Origin of the sequence: Clostridium sp. HGF2 (assembly GCF_964240115.1) — a bacterium.
GTDB classification, from domain to species: Bacteria; Bacillota_I; Bacilli_A; order Erysipelotrichales; family Erysipelotrichaceae; genus Clostridium_AQ; species Clostridium_AQ innocuum.
This window is the reverse complement of record NZ_CAXSSO010000010.1, coordinates 125,470-144,552: the sequence shown is the minus strand read 5'-3', so window position 1 is coordinate 144,552 and position 19,083 is coordinate 125,470. Positions and strand designations below refer to the sequence as shown.

Sequence of the window (19,083 nt, the reverse complement as noted above, 5' to 3'; positions counted from 1 at the left end):
TCCAGTAGAATTTTCTCTTACAGAATAAGAGGCTTATAATGACTGACAAAATAATAACTATGGAAAGGATGGTTTTATATATGAACTCCATTTCAAACAAAAATAGACTACAGTTGATGTAATCAAACAGCTTGAAGCTCCCAACCAGTTGAATCGGACTTCCTGTTCGTTAGACCACGATTTCGCTATTGCTTCCTCTCTACCATGCCGTACGATATGAAACTTGCAAGTCGCTCTTGAGTACGCTGGCAATTGCACCTCTTGAGATTTTTACCCTAGGTGTGTGTCATGCCCGTCACCAAAAAAGATGCCTGCTTTCGCTAGACATCTTATCATTCTCTTATTTATTTATAATTGCGGCTTGTGCTGCAGCCAATCTGGCAATTGGTACACGGAACGGACTACAGGATACATAGCTCAGTCCCATACGGTGACAGAAATCAATACTGCTAGGATCGCCTCCATGCTCTCCGCAGATTCCCAGCTTGATTTCAGGGCGTGTCTTTCTTCCGCCTGCAACTGCCATTTCAATCAGCTTTCCGACACCCTTCTGATCAACTCTTGCGAACGGATCCTGTTCAAAGATTTTCTTTTCATAGTAATCGTTCAGGAATCCACCTGCATCATCACGGGAGAATCCAAAGGTCATCTGTGTCAGGTCATTGGTTCCAAAGCTAAAGAACTCAGCCTCTTCTGCAATCTCATCTGCCAGTAATGCAGCACGCGGAATTTCAATCATCGTACCTACATGATATTTCATATCAAAAGCCTCACGCTTCAGAATTTCATCTGCCGTACATACGACAACATCCTTGACAAATTTTAATTCTGCCTTATCGCCAACAAGTGGAATCATAATTTCCGGTTCAATCTTCCATTCCGGATGCTTGCGATTTACGTTGATCGCCGCTTCGATTACAGCTGTTGTCTGCATTTCAGCGATTTCCGGATAAGAAATAGCGAGACGGCATCCGCGATGACCCATCATCGGGTTAAATTCATGTAATCCGGAAATAACGCTCTTAAGCTCATCCAGATCAATATTCATATCCTTAGCCAGCTGTGCAATATCATAAGAGCTTGTTGGCAGGAATTCGTGCAGGGGTGGATCCAGATAGCGAATTGTCACCGGAAGACCATGCATTGCCTCATAAATTCCTTCAAAGTCTCCACGCTGCATCGGCAGAAGCTTGGAAAGTGCTTTTCTTCTCTGTCCTTCTGTTTTGGATACAATCATTTCACGGACAGCCTTAATACGGTCACCTTCAAAGAACATGTGCTCTGTACGTACCAGTCCGATTCCCTCTGCACCAAATGCCACTGCCTGCGCTGCATCCTTTGGTGTGTCGGCATTCGTTCTGACCTTTAGTGTACGAATCTCATCCGCCCATTTCATAAAGCGTTCAAAATCACCGGAAATCTCTGCCGGAACCGTTTTGATTTTACGTCCGTAAATATTACCTGTTGAGCCATCCAGAGAAATATAATCGCCCTTATTATAGCGTTCTTCATTCACTATGAAATATTTTTCCTCTTCATTGATTTTAATATCACCGCAGCCGGAAACACAGCATGCCCCCATACCGCGGGCAACTACTGCCGCATGGGAAGTCATACCGCCGCGCACGGTCAGGATACCTTCCGATACATGCATCCCTTCAATATCCTCCGGTGAGGTTTCCAGACGGACAAGAATCACCTTGTGTCCGAGTGCAGTTTCTTCAATAGCTTCCTCTGCAGAGAATACGATTTGTCCGCAGGCAGCACCAGGAGATGCCGGCAATGCATTGGCAATCGGCTTTGCGCTCTTCAAATCCGCATCGTCAAAACGCGGATGCAGCAGGGAATCCAATTGCTTCGGCTCCACCATCATCAAGGCTTCCTCTTTGGTTATCATGCCTTCATCCACCATATCACATGCAATTTTTAAAGCGGAAGCAGCAGTACGTTTCCCGTTACGTGTCTGCAGCATGAACAGATTACCCTTTTCAATGGTAAATTCCATATCCTGCATATTTTTATAATGACTTTCCAGTGCTGCACAGATTTCTGTAAATTTCTGATAGGCAGCCGGTGCGATTTCCTTCAGCTGATCGATGGTCTGCGGGGTACGGATACCTGCAACGACATCCTCTCCCTGTGCATTCATCAGGAATTCACCATACAGCTTGTTTTCACCGGTACTTGGATTACGCGTAAAGGCAACGCCGGTACCGCAGTCATTTCCCATGTTGCCGAAAACCATCATCTGTACGTTGACAGCTGTTCCCCAGTCTCCTGGAATATCATTCATTTTACGATAGAAAATCGCACGCTGGTTGTTCCAGGAACGGAAGACTGCTTCAATCGAGCGATACAGCTGCTCCTTCGGATCGGACGGGAAATCCTCTTCCAGAGAATCCTTATAGAATTTCTTGAAGCGCTTTACCATTTCCTTCATGTCATCCGCATCAAGGTCGGTATCCTGCTCCACTCCTTTTTTCTCCTTCATTTCATCAATGATGTCTTCAAACTTCGCCTTGTTCAAGCCCATAACAACATCCGCGAACATCTGGATGAAGCGACGGTAGGAATCATATGCAAATCGTGGATTGTCCGTCAGCTTTGCGACACCCTCCACGACCTCATCATTCAGTCCTAAATTTAAAATGGTATCCATCATTCCTGGCATAGACGCACGCGCACCAGATCTTACGGATACTAATAACGGATTTTTCGGATCCCCAAACTGTTTTTGAGACAGTTCTTCCAATTTCATTAAATAATCAAAAATTTCCTTACGAATTGCTTCATTGATTGCTTCACCATCAGCATAATACTGATTACAAGCCTCCGTTGTAACAGTGAAACCAAAAGGTACAGGCATACCGAGGTTCATCATTTCTGCCAGGTTTGCGCCCTTACCGCCAAGCAGCTCTCTCATCTGCCCATTTCCTTCTGAAAACAGGTAAACATACTTTTTGCCCATTAAGCATTCCTCCTCTTATGTAATCGTTTACATTTGATATTCTATATTATACAGCATTTTCATTTATTTTCCTAGTATTAGTTAAAAAGTTATGCAATTCACAAGGTGCTCTGTTTACTATATGCATACAGAAGGATGAATATGTGTTTCCTTCCTATTATTATCGTCGTTCCCTTGCGCATCGTACAAGGATGTCAAAAATTCTCGAATATGCTATACTTTCAGAGATATAGCAGCAGCTGCAACCGCAGGTTGACAAAACGCAAGAGGAGCTTGGTAGCACAGCTGCTGCCCTTTTGCTAGGATATAGGTGTGAGGTGAACTACTATGAAATTTGGAGAAAAACTACAGAAACTAAGAAAAGAGAAGGGAATGTCACAGGAGGAGCTTGCTGCTCGTCTGCACGTATCCAGACAGGCTGTCAGCAAATGGGAGAATGATCAGGGTTATCCCGAAACGGAAAAAATGCTGATGATTGGAAACATCTTTTCCGTAACTATGGATTATCTGTTAAAGGATGAAGGAGGAGAGCAGCCGCAGGAACAGGGCTTTTATGCAAGTCGGGAATGTGTACAGGGCTATCTGCAGCAGGAGAAAAGAATTACGCTGCGGATTGCTGTCGGGACACTGCTTTGTATTCTTTCCGGACTGCCGGTTCTTATATATCCTCAGCAGGAGGATGTCATGAGTATCTTTTCCATGATCCTGATCGCCCTTGGAATCGCCGTCCTTGTATCGCTGTCCTTTGATAAGAATGAATACAAGATACTCAAACAGGAGCCACTGTATTTTGATCATGACCATCTGCAGGAGCTGAAGGAAGAAAATGACGGACTGCAGAAAAAATTCAAGCGCCTTATCATCGCCGGCCTGCTGCTGATATTTCTAAGCTGCATCATCGCGATTATCAGTGAGGATGTTTTGCATATGGAGAAAGCACCAATGGATGCCGGCTATCTGCTGCTGATTTCCATCGCTGTCTTCCTGTTTATTTATGCAGGCTGCTCTATGGACACATATGAACTGCTAGTTGATAACGAAACATATCGCAAAAAAAAGCATGGAAACCGCTATTCCTGGCTGTATTATGTCACCCTTGGCTGTGCTTCCATTCTCTATGTCGGCTTGGGAATGCTGTTTGGTAAAGAAGCATGGCGAACCGGCTGGATACTTATCGCCGTCACATGGCTGGTGACCTATGGCATCGTCAGCGGTATCAATATGCGTAAAAAGTAATACCGCCGTATAAAATACTACTTCCGCAAAAGAGCTTACTATCTGAGAGGATTGTGCCTGCAATTTTGTAGAAGCCGCACACCGATGGGCAATGCGATACCAAAATGCCGCAATACAAAAAAAAACGAACAGAGCGAATCAAATGCAATGCTTCATTTCCACAGTCTGCTTTGCATTGATCTTATCAAGCTGTCTGCTCGTTTTCTTTTTTTCTATCACGCAAGCTGCATCATACAGCCCTTTTCCATATTTCCGCTGAAAATGACAGCATATCCCGCAAAAATATCACCGTCATCTGTTCTATCCTTCTACATAGCAGCTCTTTTCTCTCCTTAAAAAAGGGATATTTCCGATTCGGAAACACCCCGTTATACACAAATGATACAAAATAAAGCTTGCCCTGTCCATCATTTACATGCGACTGCATTTATCCTATAAAACAACAAGCTCAATTATCTTATCTGCTCTCGCCTTATTTTTTGCCAAGTAAGCGGAACATATTCTTCTTATAGACCTCTACCCCCGGCTGATTGAATGGGTTGATGTCCAGCATATAGCAGGTAATGGCACATGCCTTGAAGAAGAAATAGCACATATAGCCAAAGCTTTCCGCACTCATATCGTCCAGTGTCAGAATCAGATTTGGAACACCGCCTGTTTCCTCGTGTGCTTCCAAAGTTCCCTGACACGCCATTTTGTTTACCCAGTCAACGGATTTTCCTGCCAGATAATTCATGCCATCCAGATTATCCGCATCTTCCGGGAAGTTCAGATCCAGCGTTGGCTTGTCAATCAGCAGCAGTGTTTCATACAGAACCTTCTTTCCGTCCTGTACAAACTGTCCCAGAGAATGCAGATCGGTAGAGAAGTTTGCGCTTGTCGGCAGATTTCCCTTGCATTCCTTTCCTTCACTTTCTCCGAACAGCTGCTTCCACCATTCCGCAACCATCGTCATCTGTGTTTCATAGCTTACCAGCATTTCCACATCTTTTCCCTGATTTTCCAGAATACGGCGGCTTACTGCATAGGCATAGGCATCGTTTTTGCTTAAATCCGGATCCTTTAAATCTTCATAAGCCTTTTTCAAACCGGTCATGATAGCATCGGTATCAATACCTGCCACAGCGATTGGAAACAGTCCAACCGGTGTGATGACGGAGAAACGTCCACCGATATCATCCGGAATTACAAAGGTTTCATAGCCTTCCTTGTCCGCAATCGTTTTCAGCGTGCCTCTTGCCTTATCCGTTGTCGCAACAATTCTCTTTGCGGCTTCCTCTTTTCCGTATTTTTCTTCCATAAACTGCTTCAGCAGACGGAATGCCAGCGCGGTTTCCGTCGTTGTACCGGATTTGGAAATTACATTGACTGCGACTTCCTTATCCTTGATATACTCCATAACCTGCGCAATATACGTGGATGAGAATGTATTACCGAAGAAAATGATTTCAGGTTTTTTATCACTGTACATTCCATTGATCATTTCAACGGCAGCTCTGGCTCCCAGATAAGAACCACCGATACCACAAACCATCAGTACATCGCATTTTTCGCGGATGTCAGCCGCAACGCTCTTTAATCTTGCATACTCTTCCTTGTCATAATTGTTTGGCCATTCCACCCAGCCGACATAGTCGTTTCCCTTGCCGGTCTTGTTGTGGAGATCCTCATGGCATTTGGTAACGATGTCCTGATAACCTGCAATGTCTTCCTTCAAAAATGCATGCTTTGTGTCTAATTTCATCATATGCGTTTTCTCCTTTTACTTTGTTGCCTCTTCGATCCACTGATCCAGATGCTCCGCCAGTGAAGTAAACCCGATATTCATCTGCGGCAATTCGTGGACGAATCTGCGTTTTCGCATGGAACGAGCTTTATTTGCTTCTACAGCTTTCAAGGACAGCTTGAAATGCATGCCGTCTTCATCGACATCCAGAATTTTCACCTTTACACGTTCATTGACCTTGACATACGTATGCACATCCCGCACGAAGCGCTCACTGATTTCAGAAATATGAATCAATCCGTTGTGCTTGCTGTCCAGATAAACAAATGCGCCGTAGGGCTTGATTCCGGTAACGACACCTTCCACGACCTCTCCAACCATATAATGCATCCACTCACCTCATTTCATCATGCTTATTATATCATATCTTTTCTGATTTTGTGTTATAATAATATGGCAGAGAGCGTAAAAGGCTGATGATTCGCCGGTAACTGCTGATAATGGATGCGGAATACACAGATTCCCATGCAATACCGATGGGGATGATTCCACCGTGTTTCTAGTTCCATATATCTGCATAAACAGCAGCGAAACGTTATACATACAGCACTCTGGACTATATGAGGTGATACAGACATGAGTTCGATTTACCCCCTGGTGGCTGCCCTTCTGGCAAATGTCATCGCCCAGGTTCTGAAGCCAATCGTGCTTTATTTCCGTACCAAGGAACTGGATGTGCATCAGTGCATCGCCTGCGGAGGCTTTCCAAGCTCACACAGCTCTACGGTAACAGCCCTGACGATTGCGATTGGAATGAATGAAGGCTTTGATTCCGCCCTCTTCGCGATTACCTGTGTATTCAGCTTCATCGTTATTTACGATGCAGCCAATGTCCGCTACTACGCAGGCAGAAATATCCAGCTGACAAAGCAGCTGATCAGCGATTTGGAAACATTGAAGGGTTTGAAATTCAACGATCCGATCTATCACGAGAAGATCAAAAGCGTTCTCGGCCATAAATTCATTGAAATACTTGGAGGTATCCTGCTGGGCATACTGGTATCCCTGTCCATGTATCAGCTTATCCATTAGAGAAAGAAGGAATAGGATGCAGACTAAGATAGATGAAATCAAGCAAACCATTGAAAAAATACGTCCATACATACAAAGAGACGGCGGCGATGTTGAATTCGTATCCTTTGAGGACGGCATTGTCGGTGTGCGTCTTCTGGGAGCATGCGTCGGCTGCATGTCCATCGACGATACCATTCAGGGAGGTATTGAGGCGATTCTTCTGGATGAGGTGGAAGGTGTCAGTGGTGTTGCGCTGATCGAGTAGTTATAAGACAAAAAACACATGCTGCAGTTTATATTTCTAAATCTTGCTGTCATGTGTTTTTTCATATCCTTAAACATACTATCTTTATTATCCGATGCAACTATTTACTTGTGATACGGGTGATGTTTTTCAGCTGTATGGAAATCGTTCCATCCGGCTGATTTTTAAATTCCACAAAATCACGGGAATTCATATAATCCACCGGAATAATGATTTCGATTCCCTTGTCTGTTTTTATCTTCTGTACCTTGTCCGAGCGTGCCGGCTTCACATATTCCACCTCAATCGGCTTTTCAACGCCCTGCTTGCGCAGTTCTTCGCGAAAATCATCACGGGCAAGCGGCTTCTCTGCAAACAGCAGCTCTGCTACCTCCTCAATTTCAATCGGTGTCTGCTGCTCAATATTCTCCTTGATGATGCTTTTCATTTTCGGAACGACCTCCATCTGATCCAAATCGTATTTATCGCTGATTTCCTCTGTGATTTTCGCCAGTGAGGATACTGCTTCCTTATACGATGGTGAGGTTGTGCTTTCCAGTATGATATCCGCAAAGAAATTCACCTTCTCCGCTTCGATTTCAACCTTGCTTTCCACACAATGCAGCGCATAATCACTCAGCTCTACGAGAAATGCCTTATCCGCCTTGACCAGAGAGGAGGATAACAGCGTGCGATAGGGGATGATTTCATTCCGCATACCGGCTTCCTCCTGTACAAGCGTATGTGTAATTCCCTCACTGTACGCATTGTCGATGACCAGCAGATAGCGCCTTCCCTCTTCCATCACCTGTGCAATCAGCAGATCGCTTGGATAGTATAAGGCACATCGCAGCTTCGCATCGAATATATGGCGTGCAAGCAGCTCACTGAGCTGTTCAAAGCTTTGTTCCTGCAGCTTATAGCTGTCCAGCCACTGCTTAACCTGCGAGCTTTCCTTGAATTTTCCGCTTTTTTTGGAGGAGCTTGAAAAAACCTTGGATGCCTTGGTCTGCATCATTTTTTCAACCTCCGGCTGCAGCTCCTGCATACAGGCGGTACTCATAATACATGTATTCTGTTCACAGTCCAAAACGTGGACAATCACCTTTTCAAAATCCGGCATAAGCTCCCTCTTTCCTTTTGATAGACATTCCTGTTCAATCCATGTCTTTGCCTGTTTATGATACCCCATTTTGCAGTCTTTGCATAGTATGAATTGTCTCTGAATTTAAAAATCACAAAATGTTCACATGATTTATTCACAGAGTAGTGCTATAGTAATATCAATGTAAAAAAGGTGGTCATGGAATGCAAAAAGCGATTTTTTCCAGAATTGATTTGAATAACGCCGACAATGATCTGGCTCAGGAGTATCTGAGCTGTATCCGGGATCTGCTGCATCTGCATGATGTACAGGACCTCAAAGCATTTACACAGCATATGAATACATCAAGATTTCAGCACTCGCTGAATGTCTCTTATTATACATTTCTGATAGCGCGGCGATTCCATCTGGATTCCTGCAGCGCCGCAAGAGCCGGCCTTCTTCATGATCTGTATCACTATGACTGGAGAAATCTGGATAAGGAGGAGCGTCCCATTGAAGGAAGACACTGTGCCGTACATCCACAGATTGCTTTGGAAAATGCACGTAAGGCAACCTCGGTTAACACGATTATCGAAGATGCCATCGTACACCATATGTGGCCGATGACTCTGCACTGCCCCAAAACAAAGGAGGGCTGGGTTCTGCAGGCTGTTGATAAATACTGCGCCATCAGCGAAATTCTTTTGCAGGGCGGAAGAAGAGTGCGATATTCCAGACTTGCTATATCACTGGCTGCACTGCTTTCCTTCAGCATTCGATAGCACTTATATACAGAAAATGCTGTGTCTGGTATTCATTTCCGGGCACAGCTTTTTTCTTTTATCGAATGAGCATGCTGCTTGAATTTCCGTCAGTCGCCTATCCTATATAAAACACGTCCTTTCTCTTTGAGAGATGCGGACGTGTTTTGATTCTACAGGGCATCCAACAGCTTATTCCAGCAGCTTCAATTCCTTAAGCTTTTGTTCCATATAGCTGCGAAAGGCGAATTCCTCTTCCTCTTGCAGCCCGACATGATAGATGCGGTCAATGTCCTCTCCCTGAAACATATATAGCTCGGAGGCATCCAGTATGCCTTCCGGATACAGCACCGCAGCATAATCATACAGGATACCGCTGGAACGCTCCTCCTGAATTCTACCGATAATCATTAGTTTTTTTCGCCCTTTCTTCAGGGTGATTACACTGCCAAGAGGCAGAATATTTCGTAATGCTTCCTTTTTCATTCCTTATACCTTCCCATCAGTAATTGATTTTAACTTTAAATCCCAGACCTGCAAGCAGTGAAGCCTTTCCGCCAAACTCCACTTCCCCTGTTTTACTGGAAAACTCTGCACCAACGCCGGCAGCACCAAGCTCACCGGTACCACTCAGCGTTATGTCTGCGCCAAACAAAGAGAATTTGCCCTTTACCTCCCCCTGTACGGCCGCCACTCCGATTTCGCCCTTCAGCGTAACCTCATCCTTCTTAATCACTGCCTTTGCGGCTCCTTTGGCAACACCGACTCCTACAGAAGCCTCAATCCCGGCATGCACATACGAGGTTCCGATATCAAAACCGGCTTTCAGCTGTGCGAGCGCAGCTTCTGCTTCCGCCTCCAATTGCAGCTGCGGATTCCAGGTGCCGTCATCATACAGCAGCCCCTTCCCATCCACAGACATGTGGGCACTGCCAAGTGTAAACTGGGCATTTGCCGATGTATATTTGCTGTTTTTTCCCACTGCATAGCGAAAGGCATCAAAGCCGCCGAAAATTCCGGCACAGATACCGTTTTTCGCATAATCGACAAGGGATCTGCCATTGCCGAAGGTCGTATGTGTGCGATGGGTGGTTTTCCAGCTGTCCTTTTGTGTATACCAGGCATCCGACCAATCGCTGTCACTGGATAGGGATGCTGCTGTTCGCAGCTGTCCAGCCTGCTTCAGAAGACGCTGCTCCATCGATTCATATTGCATTTGTGATTCATGGAAAAAGGCTTGCAGCTGATACAGCTGAGCAGACAGCTGTCGCTGCAGGACAGATAAACGGTTTAGCTGCGTTTTTTGTCCCAGAATATTCTGGAGCTGGTAAACAGAGGCACTCAGGCGGCTGCTTTGTTTCCAGGTTTGCTGTGTGCTTTGCTGAAGCTGCAGCAGTTTTCCGGTATGTATCTTTATCATTCGGCTATTGCCTACAGCATACGCAGACCCTCACATATCCGAATCTGTTCCTGCACATTATGCAGGATATTGCGATACTGTCGCTGCAGCAGGGGAAGCTCTGCGCCCTGTGCTGCACTTGGCAGCATGACGGTTTGCTGGCGCAGCTGTGTCTGCAATGCATACAGCTGCTGCAAGTAGCCGTTTGCCATGGTCTGGATAAGAATCCTAGAAGCCTTCGGCACTGGCATTCAGCTGTGCCTCCATGCTTTGATAGGTAGATACCGTCTGATCAAGGAATTTTGCATAGGATTCGACAATTGACCGATAATTGTCAAAAACCGGCAGCATTCCGTGAAAGCGGGATCTTATTTTTTCTGAAGCCGGAGACTGCCAATAGGCAGCAAGCTGATTCATTGAAGTACCGATTTCCTGCAGACAGGAATTCAGCTGTTGATTCTGTGAACGGATACTGGCAGCTGTCTGAGTTACCTGTGCCAGTGTAATTTGTAGCTGATCCATGATACACCTCCTAATTGACCAGACGGCGAGCCATCTGTGCTCGTTCATCCTGTGTCTGTCGATAGGTCTTGGCACTCAGCTTGAGAAAAGCCGCATACTCGCGCATGAGTGCCGCCATCTGCTGAAAGTCTTTTTCAAACCCCTGAATCTGTGATACAAAGGCCTGATTATCCTTTCCCTGCCAGCCGCTGCCCATCGCCGCCACTTCCTGAAATAAACGGCGGTAATTCTTTTCGTAGGACAGGGTCTGCTGCTCAATCTGTCCTACCGCACTGTCCAGTCTGGCAGGATCCACTTGTATTTTTATACTCATTTCATTCCTCCTATAAGATGATGATGCGTTCTGCGTTGCGAATGCCGGCATCCTTAACACACAATGCGAAATCCGGCATGCTGTCCTGCTGCTCCAGATACCATATAGCATCCTTAAGACTGCCCTTTTCCAAATTCCAGGCAGTCTCCAGTAACCGTGTTACAAAACGGTGTACAATACCCAGTTTTGCCTGTGCGGGAAGCAGCACCTCCATACCCTGCTGCACCGCTGGTACATACACCTCCACCAGTATTCTTTCATCCATTTTCTTCGACCTCCCATAGCTGCAGTATTCTGCATGTATCCTCCTCCCAGTAAATCGCTTCCTTGCTTTTCAGCATTTTTTCTGTCTGTACATTCCTTTTCAACGTATAGGAATGCTCCTGAAATCCTTTTCCCATCCAGAGAACAGCGGCATCAAGCCATACCGGTGCATACCAGTCCCATAGGGAATACGCACTTAGATGGGGCATGGTTTCAATAAAAATATGATGCAGCTGCTCTGCCTCCAGCAGTTTCTTCATGAAGGCTGTATCCAGAGCCAGCTCATCCAGCTGATACCAGACGATATATTGCTTTTGCGGCTGCTTCAGCAGTCGATCAAGCGTATCCAAGGAGGACGGCTTTCGTTTCGCAAGCAGATGCGGGCTGAATATATGGACACTGCCTCCTGTTTCCAGCTGCTTCAGATAGAGGGAAATGAAGCTGTCATTCAGACGGTAGGCAGCCAGAAGAAACAGACAGCGCCCTGTGGGATAGGCTGTATAAATTTCCTCCTGCGTTTTGATTTCCCTGCCCAAAAAGCTGCTGTCACATTGCATTGCAAGAGGATGGGAAACATGTGCCGGCATACGTGGAACAGCATAAGCCGGCGGTGTTTGCGAACGGGATGCCTTCATCCATGCCTCCTTGCGATAGACGGCAATCTGAAACATACAGAGAGTATCGTTATATTTCATAAGACCACAGCCCGGCTGTGTCAGCGGAATACAGCTTTGTTCACAGGAGAAGAGATAGCTGTAATCCTCATGCTGTGCACACTGCAGGGCATACCAGTCTTCCAGACAGACCTGTATACGCATGGGAATCTGCTGCAGAACAGCCGTTGTGATACAGCATACAATGCCGTATTTTTTTCCTTCGCGCAGCAGATAAAGCAGTTCCTCCTCCAGCTCCTGATACAGTTCATGAAACACTTCATAATTATGAAGAATACAAAGGATTCCCTGTTCGCTTCTCTGTGCTCTGCGCTGTTTTATCATGCGCCTCATAAAGCTGAAAAAGCTTTGAATTCCCTCTGCATCCTCTCTTTGAAATACAGCGGCAACCTGCTGGTACTGCGCATATTTCATAAACAGCGGCTTATCGAAATCAAACAGATAGAGTATGTTCTCAGATTTCACAAGACAGCTTTGAATCAGCGTTTCCACAAACATGCTTTTCCCGCTCCCCACCATGCCGCACACAGCGAGGTTGCGTCCCTCCCACACGGATATGGAAAAGGGAATCTGCTGCTGATGGGCAAGATCATCCAGCAAACCAAGGGTCAATGCAGTTTCCCTAGCCGGAAGCTCCTCCTGTTGCAGATTCGGCTTTAATGGCGGCATCCACAAAGGAGCGGCACGCTCTGTGCTGATAGCACACAGTGCATCACAAACCGCCTCCAGCTCGGTTTTTGCCACCGTACCGCCTGCCATCGGTAAATCCTGCATATTCCCGTCACTGTCATAATAGGAAAGATACAGATCCGATGCCTCCTTTCCGCAGGGATCATAGGGTGCCTGTGTCCAGGCGCTTTGCCCCTGCACAAAGACCTCATCATGTCCTACCTGTAAAAACAGCTGACCGGGATGCTGCAGATGGACAGCGGAGTCCTTTTTCAGCATATCCATACTGTCATTGCGATCGGCAACCTTTAAACAGAGACGAAAGCGCGCATTGCTCCAAATCTGTTCATCCACAACACCGAAGGGCTTTTGTGTTGCCAGCAGCAGATGGATTCCCAGGCTTCTTCCGATTCTGGCACACTGACGCAGATGATCAAGAACCGCCGGAAAGAGCTGCTTCAGCTCGGCAAACTCATCTGCTACCAGAAACAGGTGGGGCATCGCCGTAAGGGAAGGATGCTGCTTTCTGAGCTGCATGTATTTATCAATATCCATACTGCTGATTCCATACCGCTCCCCTGTATCCGCCAGCTGCTGCTGTCTGCGGGTAAGCTCTCCTTCTATTGCACACATACAGCGCATCAGAATGCCCTTATCCAGATTCGTAATAATACCCGCGGTATGCGGCAGCTTTGCCAGAGCATTGGCCATTGTCCCCCCCTTGAAATCAATCAGCAGAAAGCTGACATCCTGACAGGAAAACGTAACAGCCAGTGACAGCAGATAGGTTAAAAGACATTCACTTTTGCCCGAGCCGGTCATTCCCGCAAGCAATCCATGCGGTCCGTGGCTGTGCTCATGCGCATCCAGATACAGCTCACCGCCGTCTGCACTTTGTCCAATGATCACGCGCAGACTTTTCGCAGCATCACTCACCTGATAGCGGGAGGCTATCTGAAGCTCCTCAACACTGTGACAGTGAAACAGCTTTAGAAAGCTCAGCATTTTCTTACCCAGTTCAATATCCTTTGGATATGCTGAGCGTTGAACAAAAGCAGCACGTCTTTGCCTTGCTGTGCATGTATCAATCGTGAAGTCCGCATGACGCTGCGGCCATCGTACGCTGGTACCGTTTATCTGCAGCTGAAGATCAGCAGCGTTGTTCAGCGTATCGCTCCAGCGCAGCTGGTGAATTTTCTCATGCGCAGGCAGCTGCAGAGAATCGGTAAGACACGGCTCCAGAATACAAACGATGACATCCTTGATACCTTCATCGTCCACCACCGCTTCCAAAAGACGCCTGCATCGGGCTGCACTTGTCTCATCCCATACAAGCAGTCGCTGTCTGTCCACAAACAGGTGTGGCAGACAGAACAGCTTTTCCCTTGAAATCAACGCTTTATCCGCAGCGATACAGATACGGGTTTCCTTTTCCGGCTGCTGTATGACCAGCTGCAGCAGGATATTCAGCAGCGTGTCGATGCATACGGAGCGTTCGCCCTCCAGACACAGGGACTGGCACTCGCGAAGATCTGCCACGATGGGGACATTTTCCAATCTGAACTGCCCAGCCTGCAATCCGTGCAGCTTATCCAGTAGCACATCCTGCGTCATGGAGGATACATGAGGAATCTGCAGATCAATGCCCGCAGGACAACTGCCCTGTCCCAGCACCACATGCAGCCAGTCCGCATGATTCACACAGCGAAGACGATACGGCTTTTGTGCAAGAAAATCGACACAGAGCTTGGAAACCGGCGGATACCAGTGCTGTAGATATGCGGTCTCCTCCTGCATAGCCTGTTGAATACGCTGTTTGACCTCCAGCAGATAGCAGGAGTACACATAGCATCGTTTTTCTTCCTTTCTGCGCTGCTGCTTTCGCTCATAACGCTTGGAAAGCAGCGGCCAAAGGATTGTTCCCAGCGCCATGCTGAGGGATATGAGCAGTGTCGGCACCACAGAAAGCAAATCCTGCTTTCGCTCTGCTGCCAGCCAGAAGGAAAACATCCCCATTGCGGTGGAGGAAAGCCCCATGGTAATGGAGGGTCCCAGTACAAAGATTGCAGGAAGATTTTCCTGTGTGCCTTTGGCCAGAGGCAGCTCGATTTCCATCGTTAATTTCTGCACAGGCTCCGGTGTCAGGCATATGGCAGTACATGCTTCCTTTTCCTCTATGACAGCTTTGCAATAGGGAATTTCAGAAAGCCTTGTATCCGCTATTTGCTCTGGAACGAAGATACTGTCCTTTCCCATCAGCAGCATCACATTCCCGAGATAAATGACATCGCCCGGCACTACTGTATGCCTTGTAATGCGCTCCCCGTTGACATAGCAGCCATTGGTGCTCGCCTGATCCACCAGCTCCCACTCCGTATCCTTCGCTTGTAAAAGCGCATGACATAGAGATATTCCAGCACTTTTCAGACACAGCTCCTGTGTGGAGGAGCGCCCGATATGCACAATGCCCGCCAGGGCATAGCCATGAAAGCGCAGAGCGTTTGCACACAGTTCTTCTGCATAAAAGCGTATCCGCTGCCCCTCTAGTGCAATCACGCAATGAAAGCCCGGTTCTATTTCCTTCTTATGCAGCTGATACAGAGGAGAAGCAGACTGCGTAACATGAAAGCTCCATCCGCCTATTCTCCATACTGCCTGCACCGCAACATCCCGATACTGATAAACAGGCACCGTCTTTCGCTGGTTTATCAGCAGAATCGTTTGTATACCCTTGTCCTGCAACACACAGAGCTTTATCCTTCGCATAGCCTTACGAGCTCTTTCATAACAGCCTGCATGCTGCTAAAGCGCTGATTCTTTTCTTCCTGACAGCAGTGCAGAAGCAACGCATCCAATGCATCCCTGCATGTACCATCTTCAGGAAACTGTCCATGACGCAGGACATAGCAGGTTCTTCCAAAGCTGTAAATATCACTTCGCTCATCACAGTTCAGCGTACCAGCCTCTTTGGGAGAATAGCCGGGGAGACACCGCGGCTGCGACATCCTGTTCCTGCAGAAAACGGCTGGTCGCAAAATCCAGTAGATAGACATTTCCCTTCCAGTACTGCAGATTGGACGGCTTGATATCCAGATGTACAATCTGCTGCTCATGGAGATACCGGAGAAGCTCTCCCAGCTGCAGGCACCACTGCAGACGCTTTTGCTCGCTGCTGCAGCCCTGTATACGCGATAAGGAAACACCGGGAATATATTCCATCAGAATACAGCGGTACTGTTCCTCCTCAAATGCTGATATCAGGTGCGGGATACGCTCATGCTGCAGCCATCCCAGCATACATGCCTCTCTTTGATATACCGCCCGCAGATAAGCATCTGAAAATTTTGCATGATGCCGTACAATGCGTTTCAATGCATACAGCTGTGATGTGACGATATCCCGTACCAGAAACACCTCACAGGCCGTTCCCTGATACAGGCAGGCACAGATCTGGTAGCGCAGATTCATACAATTTCCTCCTTCTGCCAGCGAAACTGCAGATTCGCAAACCGTATGACATCCTGATCCTTCAGTTCACGGGATGTTATTCTTTCACCGTTGATATATGTGCCATTGGCACTGCCGCAGTCCTTCAGCACACCCTCCTCGATGCAGGCGTGATGCTGGGATATCGTTTTCCCACTCAGCACCAGATCATTGTCCTTTGCCCGCCCGATTGTAAACTGCGCCTTATCCACACGTATGCTGTTCCATGACTTCAGATCCACCAGACAGCTGCAATCCTGTGCAAGCAGCTCCTGTGTCGGACTCTCCAATTCCTTTTGTACCGCATAGCCGCCACTCTCCTCTGCGATTGCAAAGGAAGGTACAGCCATCGTCTTGGGAGCGGGCAGATCGCGTACCTGAAACGGTTCTTCCCTTGTGATATGAAACAGCTTTTCCAATAATCCCAAAGGCTTAGCCTGTGCAGCTTGCAAATCATGCAGCCCCTGTAAAACCTGAGGCAGCGTCAGATCTTCGCTGCGCAGGTAATAACCTAGAAATCCCAGTGCCGCAAAATCCTGTGTTACACGGACACAATCCAGTAAATCCTTTAAAAACTGCTTCAGCTCCTCCTTTTGAAACAGCCAGTTGTCCACAACCAGCGGAAATACAAGAAAGCGCAAAAGACCTCCATCATAGCTGAGAAATACATGCTCCAGCCGCATGGATACCGGCTTTCCGGCATTTACCTGCACCATATCCTCGAGTACATACAGCAGAAACGGCAACAGCTCTCTTTCCGCAAACAGATGCGCCTGTAAATACTCCTTCAATGTCAGATACCCTTTCGTATCATAATACAGCCTGGTTTTGCTGCGGGGATCACGCACACAGAGCAGACAGCGCTCATCCTTATGAATCTGTTGAAAGATATACTCATCAAAATCCTTTGTCCGCTTTAACACCACCTCCAGAAAACCATCATCACGAACCTCCATATGCTTTAACATAGCATCCATTTTTATCACCTCGACTTGCTTTTTACACTAGTAAATACGTAAAAAAAACATGAAACTCCTAAAAATTTCATGATTTCACATTTTTTCACATTTTTCAAATGGTATAATAGATTGCTGTAAAGGAGAATGCTCATGCGCCTAAATCAAACATTATGCATTGCGGGGATCTGGATCATCAATCTCAATACCCTGTGGTTTGTCAAACCACTTTCACAAAATCTTTCCCATCTGGGAAATGCACTGCATATGCGCTGGTATCTGATGCTATGGGCGGCCAGCGCTGCCTTATACTTTTATGTGTATACGAGAAAATGGATGGCTTCCCTTGAATACCGCAACAGGCTGGGTTGGCTTGTACTTTTACTCAGCTGTCTCGGTATGGTATTTTCCGTACTGCTTCCCTATGCCCCCTATGTACATGCAACACTGTCAAAATGGCATACTCGCCTTGCGATGGGATCCACCATCCTGTATGTGCTTTTGATTTTTCATATACTGTGTGAGCTGCTCACCAGGGATATAGCTGCTTTTCAAAAGGTGGCAGGACCTTATGCCATGCTCGTCGTATTCGAGCTTTTGCTTTATCTGTTAAATGGCGGTGTATCGACACTGCTTGAAATATGCTTTCCAATGACTATGTCGCTTTATTTGTATACTGTCAACAGCTCTTTCAGCCGCAGGAACAGATTCAGTAAATAAGCTATGAATATTTCGATAGCCAAAATTCGCAGGTCACAGCATCTGGCTAAAGCAGGCTGTAAGCCTTTTGAACATTGGAAACAGCCCATGAACTGCATTCCTTATGGAAAATGCAGACATACAAAAGTATTGTCACAAGGCAGATTCATACTGCATTATAAAGAGGATATCTTTTGTTTTATTGCATATCACTCTTTTCTCCCCCCTGTATCATAATCTATTTATGACACCTCTGGAGGCTAGGGAATCTAAACATTTCGTAGTTTCCATATGTAGAAAAGGTCATACCTTGCCTTTTCAAAGGCCGGAGTTTTAAATCTTAACTAACATGATAAACAAAGGCTTACAGGCTAGTTGCTCTGCCTGCTACCTTCCTGCACAGGCTCTGCAGTGCCTCTTCCGGCAGCATATATGATATCCACCGTTTCTGTGCCATTCCATGTAACCGATATGCTTTTCATCCACTAAAAAGAACACGTCTACCGAAATCAGGTTCTTTCTTACTTTAGGGTGTCTGCAAACAGAGAGAATTCAACTTCTATTGATAAATACAATCGTGTTGCATTCTCCCTGTTTTATGTTTACCCACAGTCGAGAAAGAACTCCGAAACAGATACGTGTTCTTTTCGTTTAGCTTTCAGGTACTCACCTTATTCCTGATACAATTCCTTACCATGAGGATCCCTTCGCACACAGCGTCTGCCATCCTGTATGGTTATGTAAACATACAACGGCTGATTCTGATGTTCAGCATCAAGCTCCTTATGAAAAATGAACTTCGTATCCTCATCATCAAGAAAATAAAATGCCAGATCCTTTGCGCCTGCTATGCTGAAATCATAAATAAATTCCAGCTGGTGCTGATGCGGTGGAATCTTCTTTACGGTATGCGGTGCGGTTCCCCCCGGATACAGAAAGCATAGATCCGTAATTCTGCTCGCGGTCTGATTGCGAACATAAATATCCTTCCCCTGCAGTCTCATG

19 protein-coding genes are annotated in these 19,083 nt (G+C 46.5%); 5 read left to right on the top strand and 14 right to left on the bottom strand.

The window, feature by feature from the left end:
- Positions 1-340: 340 nt before the first annotated feature.
- Positions 341-2,968 carry a pyruvate, phosphate dikinase gene (gene ppdK / locus ACESPQ_RS16610; protein ID WP_373144560.1) on the bottom strand — a complete coding sequence of 876 codons (2,628 nt, stop codon included), beginning with the start codon at positions 2,966-2,968 and terminating at the stop codon, positions 341-343.
- A 327-nt stretch (positions 2,969-3,295) separates the two neighbouring features.
- Between ppdK and ACESPQ_RS16605 the strand changes: the two genes are divergently transcribed.
- Complete coding sequence (locus ACESPQ_RS16605; RefSeq protein WP_109771001.1) at positions 3,296-4,204, top strand: helix-turn-helix domain-containing protein; 909 nt, start codon at positions 3,296-3,298, stop codon at positions 4,202-4,204.
- Positions 4,205-4,676: 472 nt separating this feature from the next.
- On the opposite strand, the gene ACESPQ_RS16600 is transcribed toward ACESPQ_RS16605, so the two are convergent.
- Together ACESPQ_RS16600 and ACESPQ_RS16595 are read right to left on the bottom strand one after the other, a co-directional pair.
- On the bottom strand, positions 4,677-5,951 hold the full coding sequence (locus ACESPQ_RS16600) for a glucose-6-phosphate isomerase (protein ID WP_008818900.1): 1,275 nt from the start codon (positions 5,949-5,951) through the stop codon (positions 4,677-4,679).
- Positions 5,952-5,966: 15 nt separating this feature from the next.
- A complete protein-coding gene (locus ACESPQ_RS16595) occupies positions 5,967-6,320 on the bottom strand; it encodes a CvfD/Ygs/GSP13 family RNA-binding post-transcriptional regulator (RefSeq protein ID WP_008818901.1) in 354 nt (117 codons plus the stop codon).
- 246 nt (positions 6,321-6,566) lie between these two features.
- Here ACESPQ_RS16595 and ACESPQ_RS16590 point away from each other — a divergent pair, with 246 nt between their 5' ends.
- Entirely contained in the window at positions 6,567-7,022 is a 456-nt protein-coding gene (locus tag ACESPQ_RS16590) for a divergent PAP2 family protein (RefSeq protein ID WP_002608489.1), read from the top strand.
- 16 nt (positions 7,023-7,038) lie between these two features.
- Positions 7,039-7,269, top strand: a complete 231-nt coding sequence (locus ACESPQ_RS16585) for a NifU family protein (RefSeq protein ID WP_002608488.1) — start codon at positions 7,039-7,041, stop codon at positions 7,267-7,269.
- A gap of 100 nt (positions 7,270-7,369) precedes the next feature.
- Here ACESPQ_RS16585 and ACESPQ_RS16580 read toward each other — a convergent pair whose 3' ends face one another.
- Positions 7,370-8,371: a nucleoid-associated protein gene (locus ACESPQ_RS16580; RefSeq protein ID WP_118002464.1), complete on the bottom strand. Its 1,002-nt coding sequence runs from the start codon at positions 8,369-8,371 to the stop codon at positions 7,370-7,372.
- Between the two features lie 185 nt (positions 8,372-8,556).
- Between ACESPQ_RS16580 and ACESPQ_RS16575 the strand changes: the two genes are divergently transcribed.
- Positions 8,557-9,117: an HD domain-containing protein gene (locus tag ACESPQ_RS16575; protein ID WP_118002465.1), complete on the top strand. Its 561-nt coding sequence runs from the start codon at positions 8,557-8,559 to the stop codon at positions 9,115-9,117.
- Positions 9,118-9,288: 171 nt separating this feature from the next.
- Here the strand turns inward: ACESPQ_RS16575 and ACESPQ_RS16570 are convergent, their stop codons facing one another.
- From ACESPQ_RS16570 to ACESPQ_RS16530, 9 genes are all read right to left on the bottom strand, one after another.
- On the bottom strand, positions 9,289-9,582 hold the full coding sequence (locus ACESPQ_RS16570; protein ID WP_002608485.1) for a DUF4176 domain-containing protein: 294 nt from the start codon (positions 9,580-9,582) through the stop codon (positions 9,289-9,291).
- A 16-nt stretch (positions 9,583-9,598) separates the two neighbouring features.
- Entirely contained in the window at positions 9,599-10,516 is a 918-nt protein-coding gene (locus tag ACESPQ_RS16565) for a hypothetical protein (protein WP_002608484.1), read from the bottom strand.
- A gap of 11 nt (positions 10,517-10,527) precedes the next feature.
- Positions 10,528-10,746, bottom strand: coding sequence for a hypothetical protein (locus tag ACESPQ_RS16560; protein ID WP_002608483.1), 219 nt, complete (start codon positions 10,744-10,746; stop codon positions 10,528-10,530).
- Positions 10,724-11,017 (bottom strand): pore-forming ESAT-6 family protein, encoded by a 294-nt coding sequence (locus ACESPQ_RS16555; protein ID WP_002608482.1) that lies wholly within the window; start codon positions 11,015-11,017, stop codon positions 10,724-10,726. The genes ACESPQ_RS16560 and ACESPQ_RS16555 overlap by 23 nt, the downstream gene beginning before the upstream one ends.
- 10 nt (positions 11,018-11,027) lie before the next feature.
- Entirely contained in the window at positions 11,028-11,330 is a 303-nt protein-coding gene (locus ACESPQ_RS16550; protein WP_118002467.1) for a WXG100 family type VII secretion target, read from the bottom strand.
- Between the two features lie 10 nt (positions 11,331-11,340).
- Positions 11,341-11,595, bottom strand: a complete 255-nt coding sequence (locus tag ACESPQ_RS16545) for a hypothetical protein (RefSeq protein ID WP_118002468.1) — start codon at positions 11,593-11,595, stop codon at positions 11,341-11,343.
- Positions 11,588-15,703 carry an FtsK/SpoIIIE domain-containing protein gene (locus ACESPQ_RS16540; RefSeq protein ID WP_373144558.1) on the bottom strand — a complete coding sequence of 1,372 codons (4,116 nt, stop codon included), beginning with the start codon at positions 15,701-15,703 and terminating at the stop codon, positions 11,588-11,590. Before ACESPQ_RS16540 ends, ACESPQ_RS16545 begins: the two co-directional genes overlap by 8 nt.
- Before the next feature lie 177 nt (positions 15,704-15,880).
- Positions 15,881-16,405, bottom strand: coding sequence for a serine/threonine protein kinase (locus ACESPQ_RS16535; protein ID WP_109770996.1), 525 nt, complete (start codon positions 16,403-16,405; stop codon positions 15,881-15,883).
- Entirely contained in the window at positions 16,402-17,400 is a 999-nt protein-coding gene (locus tag ACESPQ_RS16530; RefSeq protein WP_373144557.1) for an FHA domain-containing protein, read from the bottom strand. Before ACESPQ_RS16530 ends, ACESPQ_RS16535 begins: the two co-directional genes overlap by 4 nt.
- A 132-nt stretch (positions 17,401-17,532) precedes the next feature.
- Between ACESPQ_RS16530 and ACESPQ_RS16525 the strand changes: the two genes are divergently transcribed.
- Entirely contained in the window at positions 17,533-18,099 is a 567-nt protein-coding gene (locus tag ACESPQ_RS16525) for a hypothetical protein (RefSeq protein WP_002608475.1), read from the top strand.
- Between the two features lie 650 nt (positions 18,100-18,749).
- Here ACESPQ_RS16525 and ACESPQ_RS16520 read toward each other — a convergent pair.
- Positions 18,750-19,082 (bottom strand): hypothetical protein, encoded by a 333-nt coding sequence (locus ACESPQ_RS16520; protein ID WP_002608474.1) that lies wholly within the window; start codon positions 19,080-19,082, stop codon positions 18,750-18,752.
- Between the last annotated feature and the right edge of the window lies 1 nt (position 19,083).

Excerpts from the sequence above, each read along its gene's own strand:
- ACESPQ_RS16600 (WP_008818900.1), bottom strand. The coding sequence starts at position 5,951 with ATGATGAAATTAGACACAAAGCATGCATTTTTGAAGGAAGACATTGCA.
- ACESPQ_RS16525 (WP_002608475.1), top strand. The coding sequence starts at position 17,533 with ATGCGCCTAAATCAAACATTATGCATTGCGGGGATCTGGATCATCAAT.
- ACESPQ_RS16570 (WP_002608485.1), bottom strand. The coding sequence starts at position 9,582 with ATGAAAAAGGAAGCATTACGAAATATTCTGCCTCTTGGCAGTGTAATC.
- ACESPQ_RS16585 (WP_002608488.1), top strand. The coding sequence starts at position 7,039 with ATGCAGACTAAGATAGATGAAATCAAGCAAACCATTGAAAAAATACGT.
- ACESPQ_RS16555 (WP_002608482.1), bottom strand. The coding sequence starts at position 11,017 with ATGGATCAGCTACAAATTACACTGGCACAGGTAACTCAGACAGCTGCC.
- ACESPQ_RS16605 (WP_109771001.1), top strand. The coding sequence starts at position 3,296 with ATGAAATTTGGAGAAAAACTACAGAAACTAAGAAAAGAGAAGGGAATG.
- ACESPQ_RS16590 (WP_002608489.1), top strand. The coding sequence starts at position 6,567 with ATGAGTTCGATTTACCCCCTGGTGGCTGCCCTTCTGGCAAATGTCATC.
- ACESPQ_RS16550 (WP_118002467.1), bottom strand. The coding sequence starts at position 11,330 with ATGAGTATAAAAATACAAGTGGATCCTGCCAGACTGGACAGTGCGGTA.
- ACESPQ_RS16520 (WP_002608474.1), bottom strand. The coding sequence starts at position 19,082 with ATGAGACTGCAGGGGAAGGATATTTATGTTCGCAATCAGACCGCGAGC.
- ACESPQ_RS16530 (WP_373144557.1), bottom strand. The coding sequence starts at position 17,400 with ATGGATGCTATGTTAAAGCATATGGAGGTTCGTGATGATGGTTTTCTG.
- ACESPQ_RS16575 (WP_118002465.1), top strand. The coding sequence starts at position 8,557 with ATGCAAAAAGCGATTTTTTCCAGAATTGATTTGAATAACGCCGACAAT.
- ACESPQ_RS16545 (WP_118002468.1), bottom strand. The coding sequence starts at position 11,595 with ATGGATGAAAGAATACTGGTGGAGGTGTATGTACCAGCGGTGCAGCAG.
- ppdK (WP_373144560.1), bottom strand. The coding sequence starts at position 2,968 with ATGGGCAAAAAGTATGTTTACCTGTTTTCAGAAGGAAATGGGCAGATG.
- ACESPQ_RS16580 (WP_118002464.1), bottom strand. The coding sequence starts at position 8,371 with ATGCCGGATTTTGAAAAGGTGATTGTCCACGTTTTGGACTGTGAACAG.
- ACESPQ_RS16560 (WP_002608483.1), bottom strand. The coding sequence starts at position 10,746 with ATGCCAGTGCCGAAGGCTTCTAGGATTCTTATCCAGACCATGGCAAAC.
- ACESPQ_RS16595 (WP_008818901.1), bottom strand. The coding sequence starts at position 6,320 with ATGCATTATATGGTTGGAGAGGTCGTGGAAGGTGTCGTTACCGGAATC.
- ACESPQ_RS16535 (WP_109770996.1), bottom strand. The coding sequence starts at position 16,405 with ATGAATCTGCGCTACCAGATCTGTGCCTGCCTGTATCAGGGAACGGCC.
- ACESPQ_RS16565 (WP_002608484.1), bottom strand. The coding sequence starts at position 10,516 with ATGATAAAGATACATACCGGAAAACTGCTGCAGCTTCAGCAAAGCACA.
- ACESPQ_RS16540 (WP_373144558.1), bottom strand. The coding sequence starts at position 15,703 with ATGCGAAGGATAAAGCTCTGTGTGTTGCAGGACAAGGGTATACAAACG.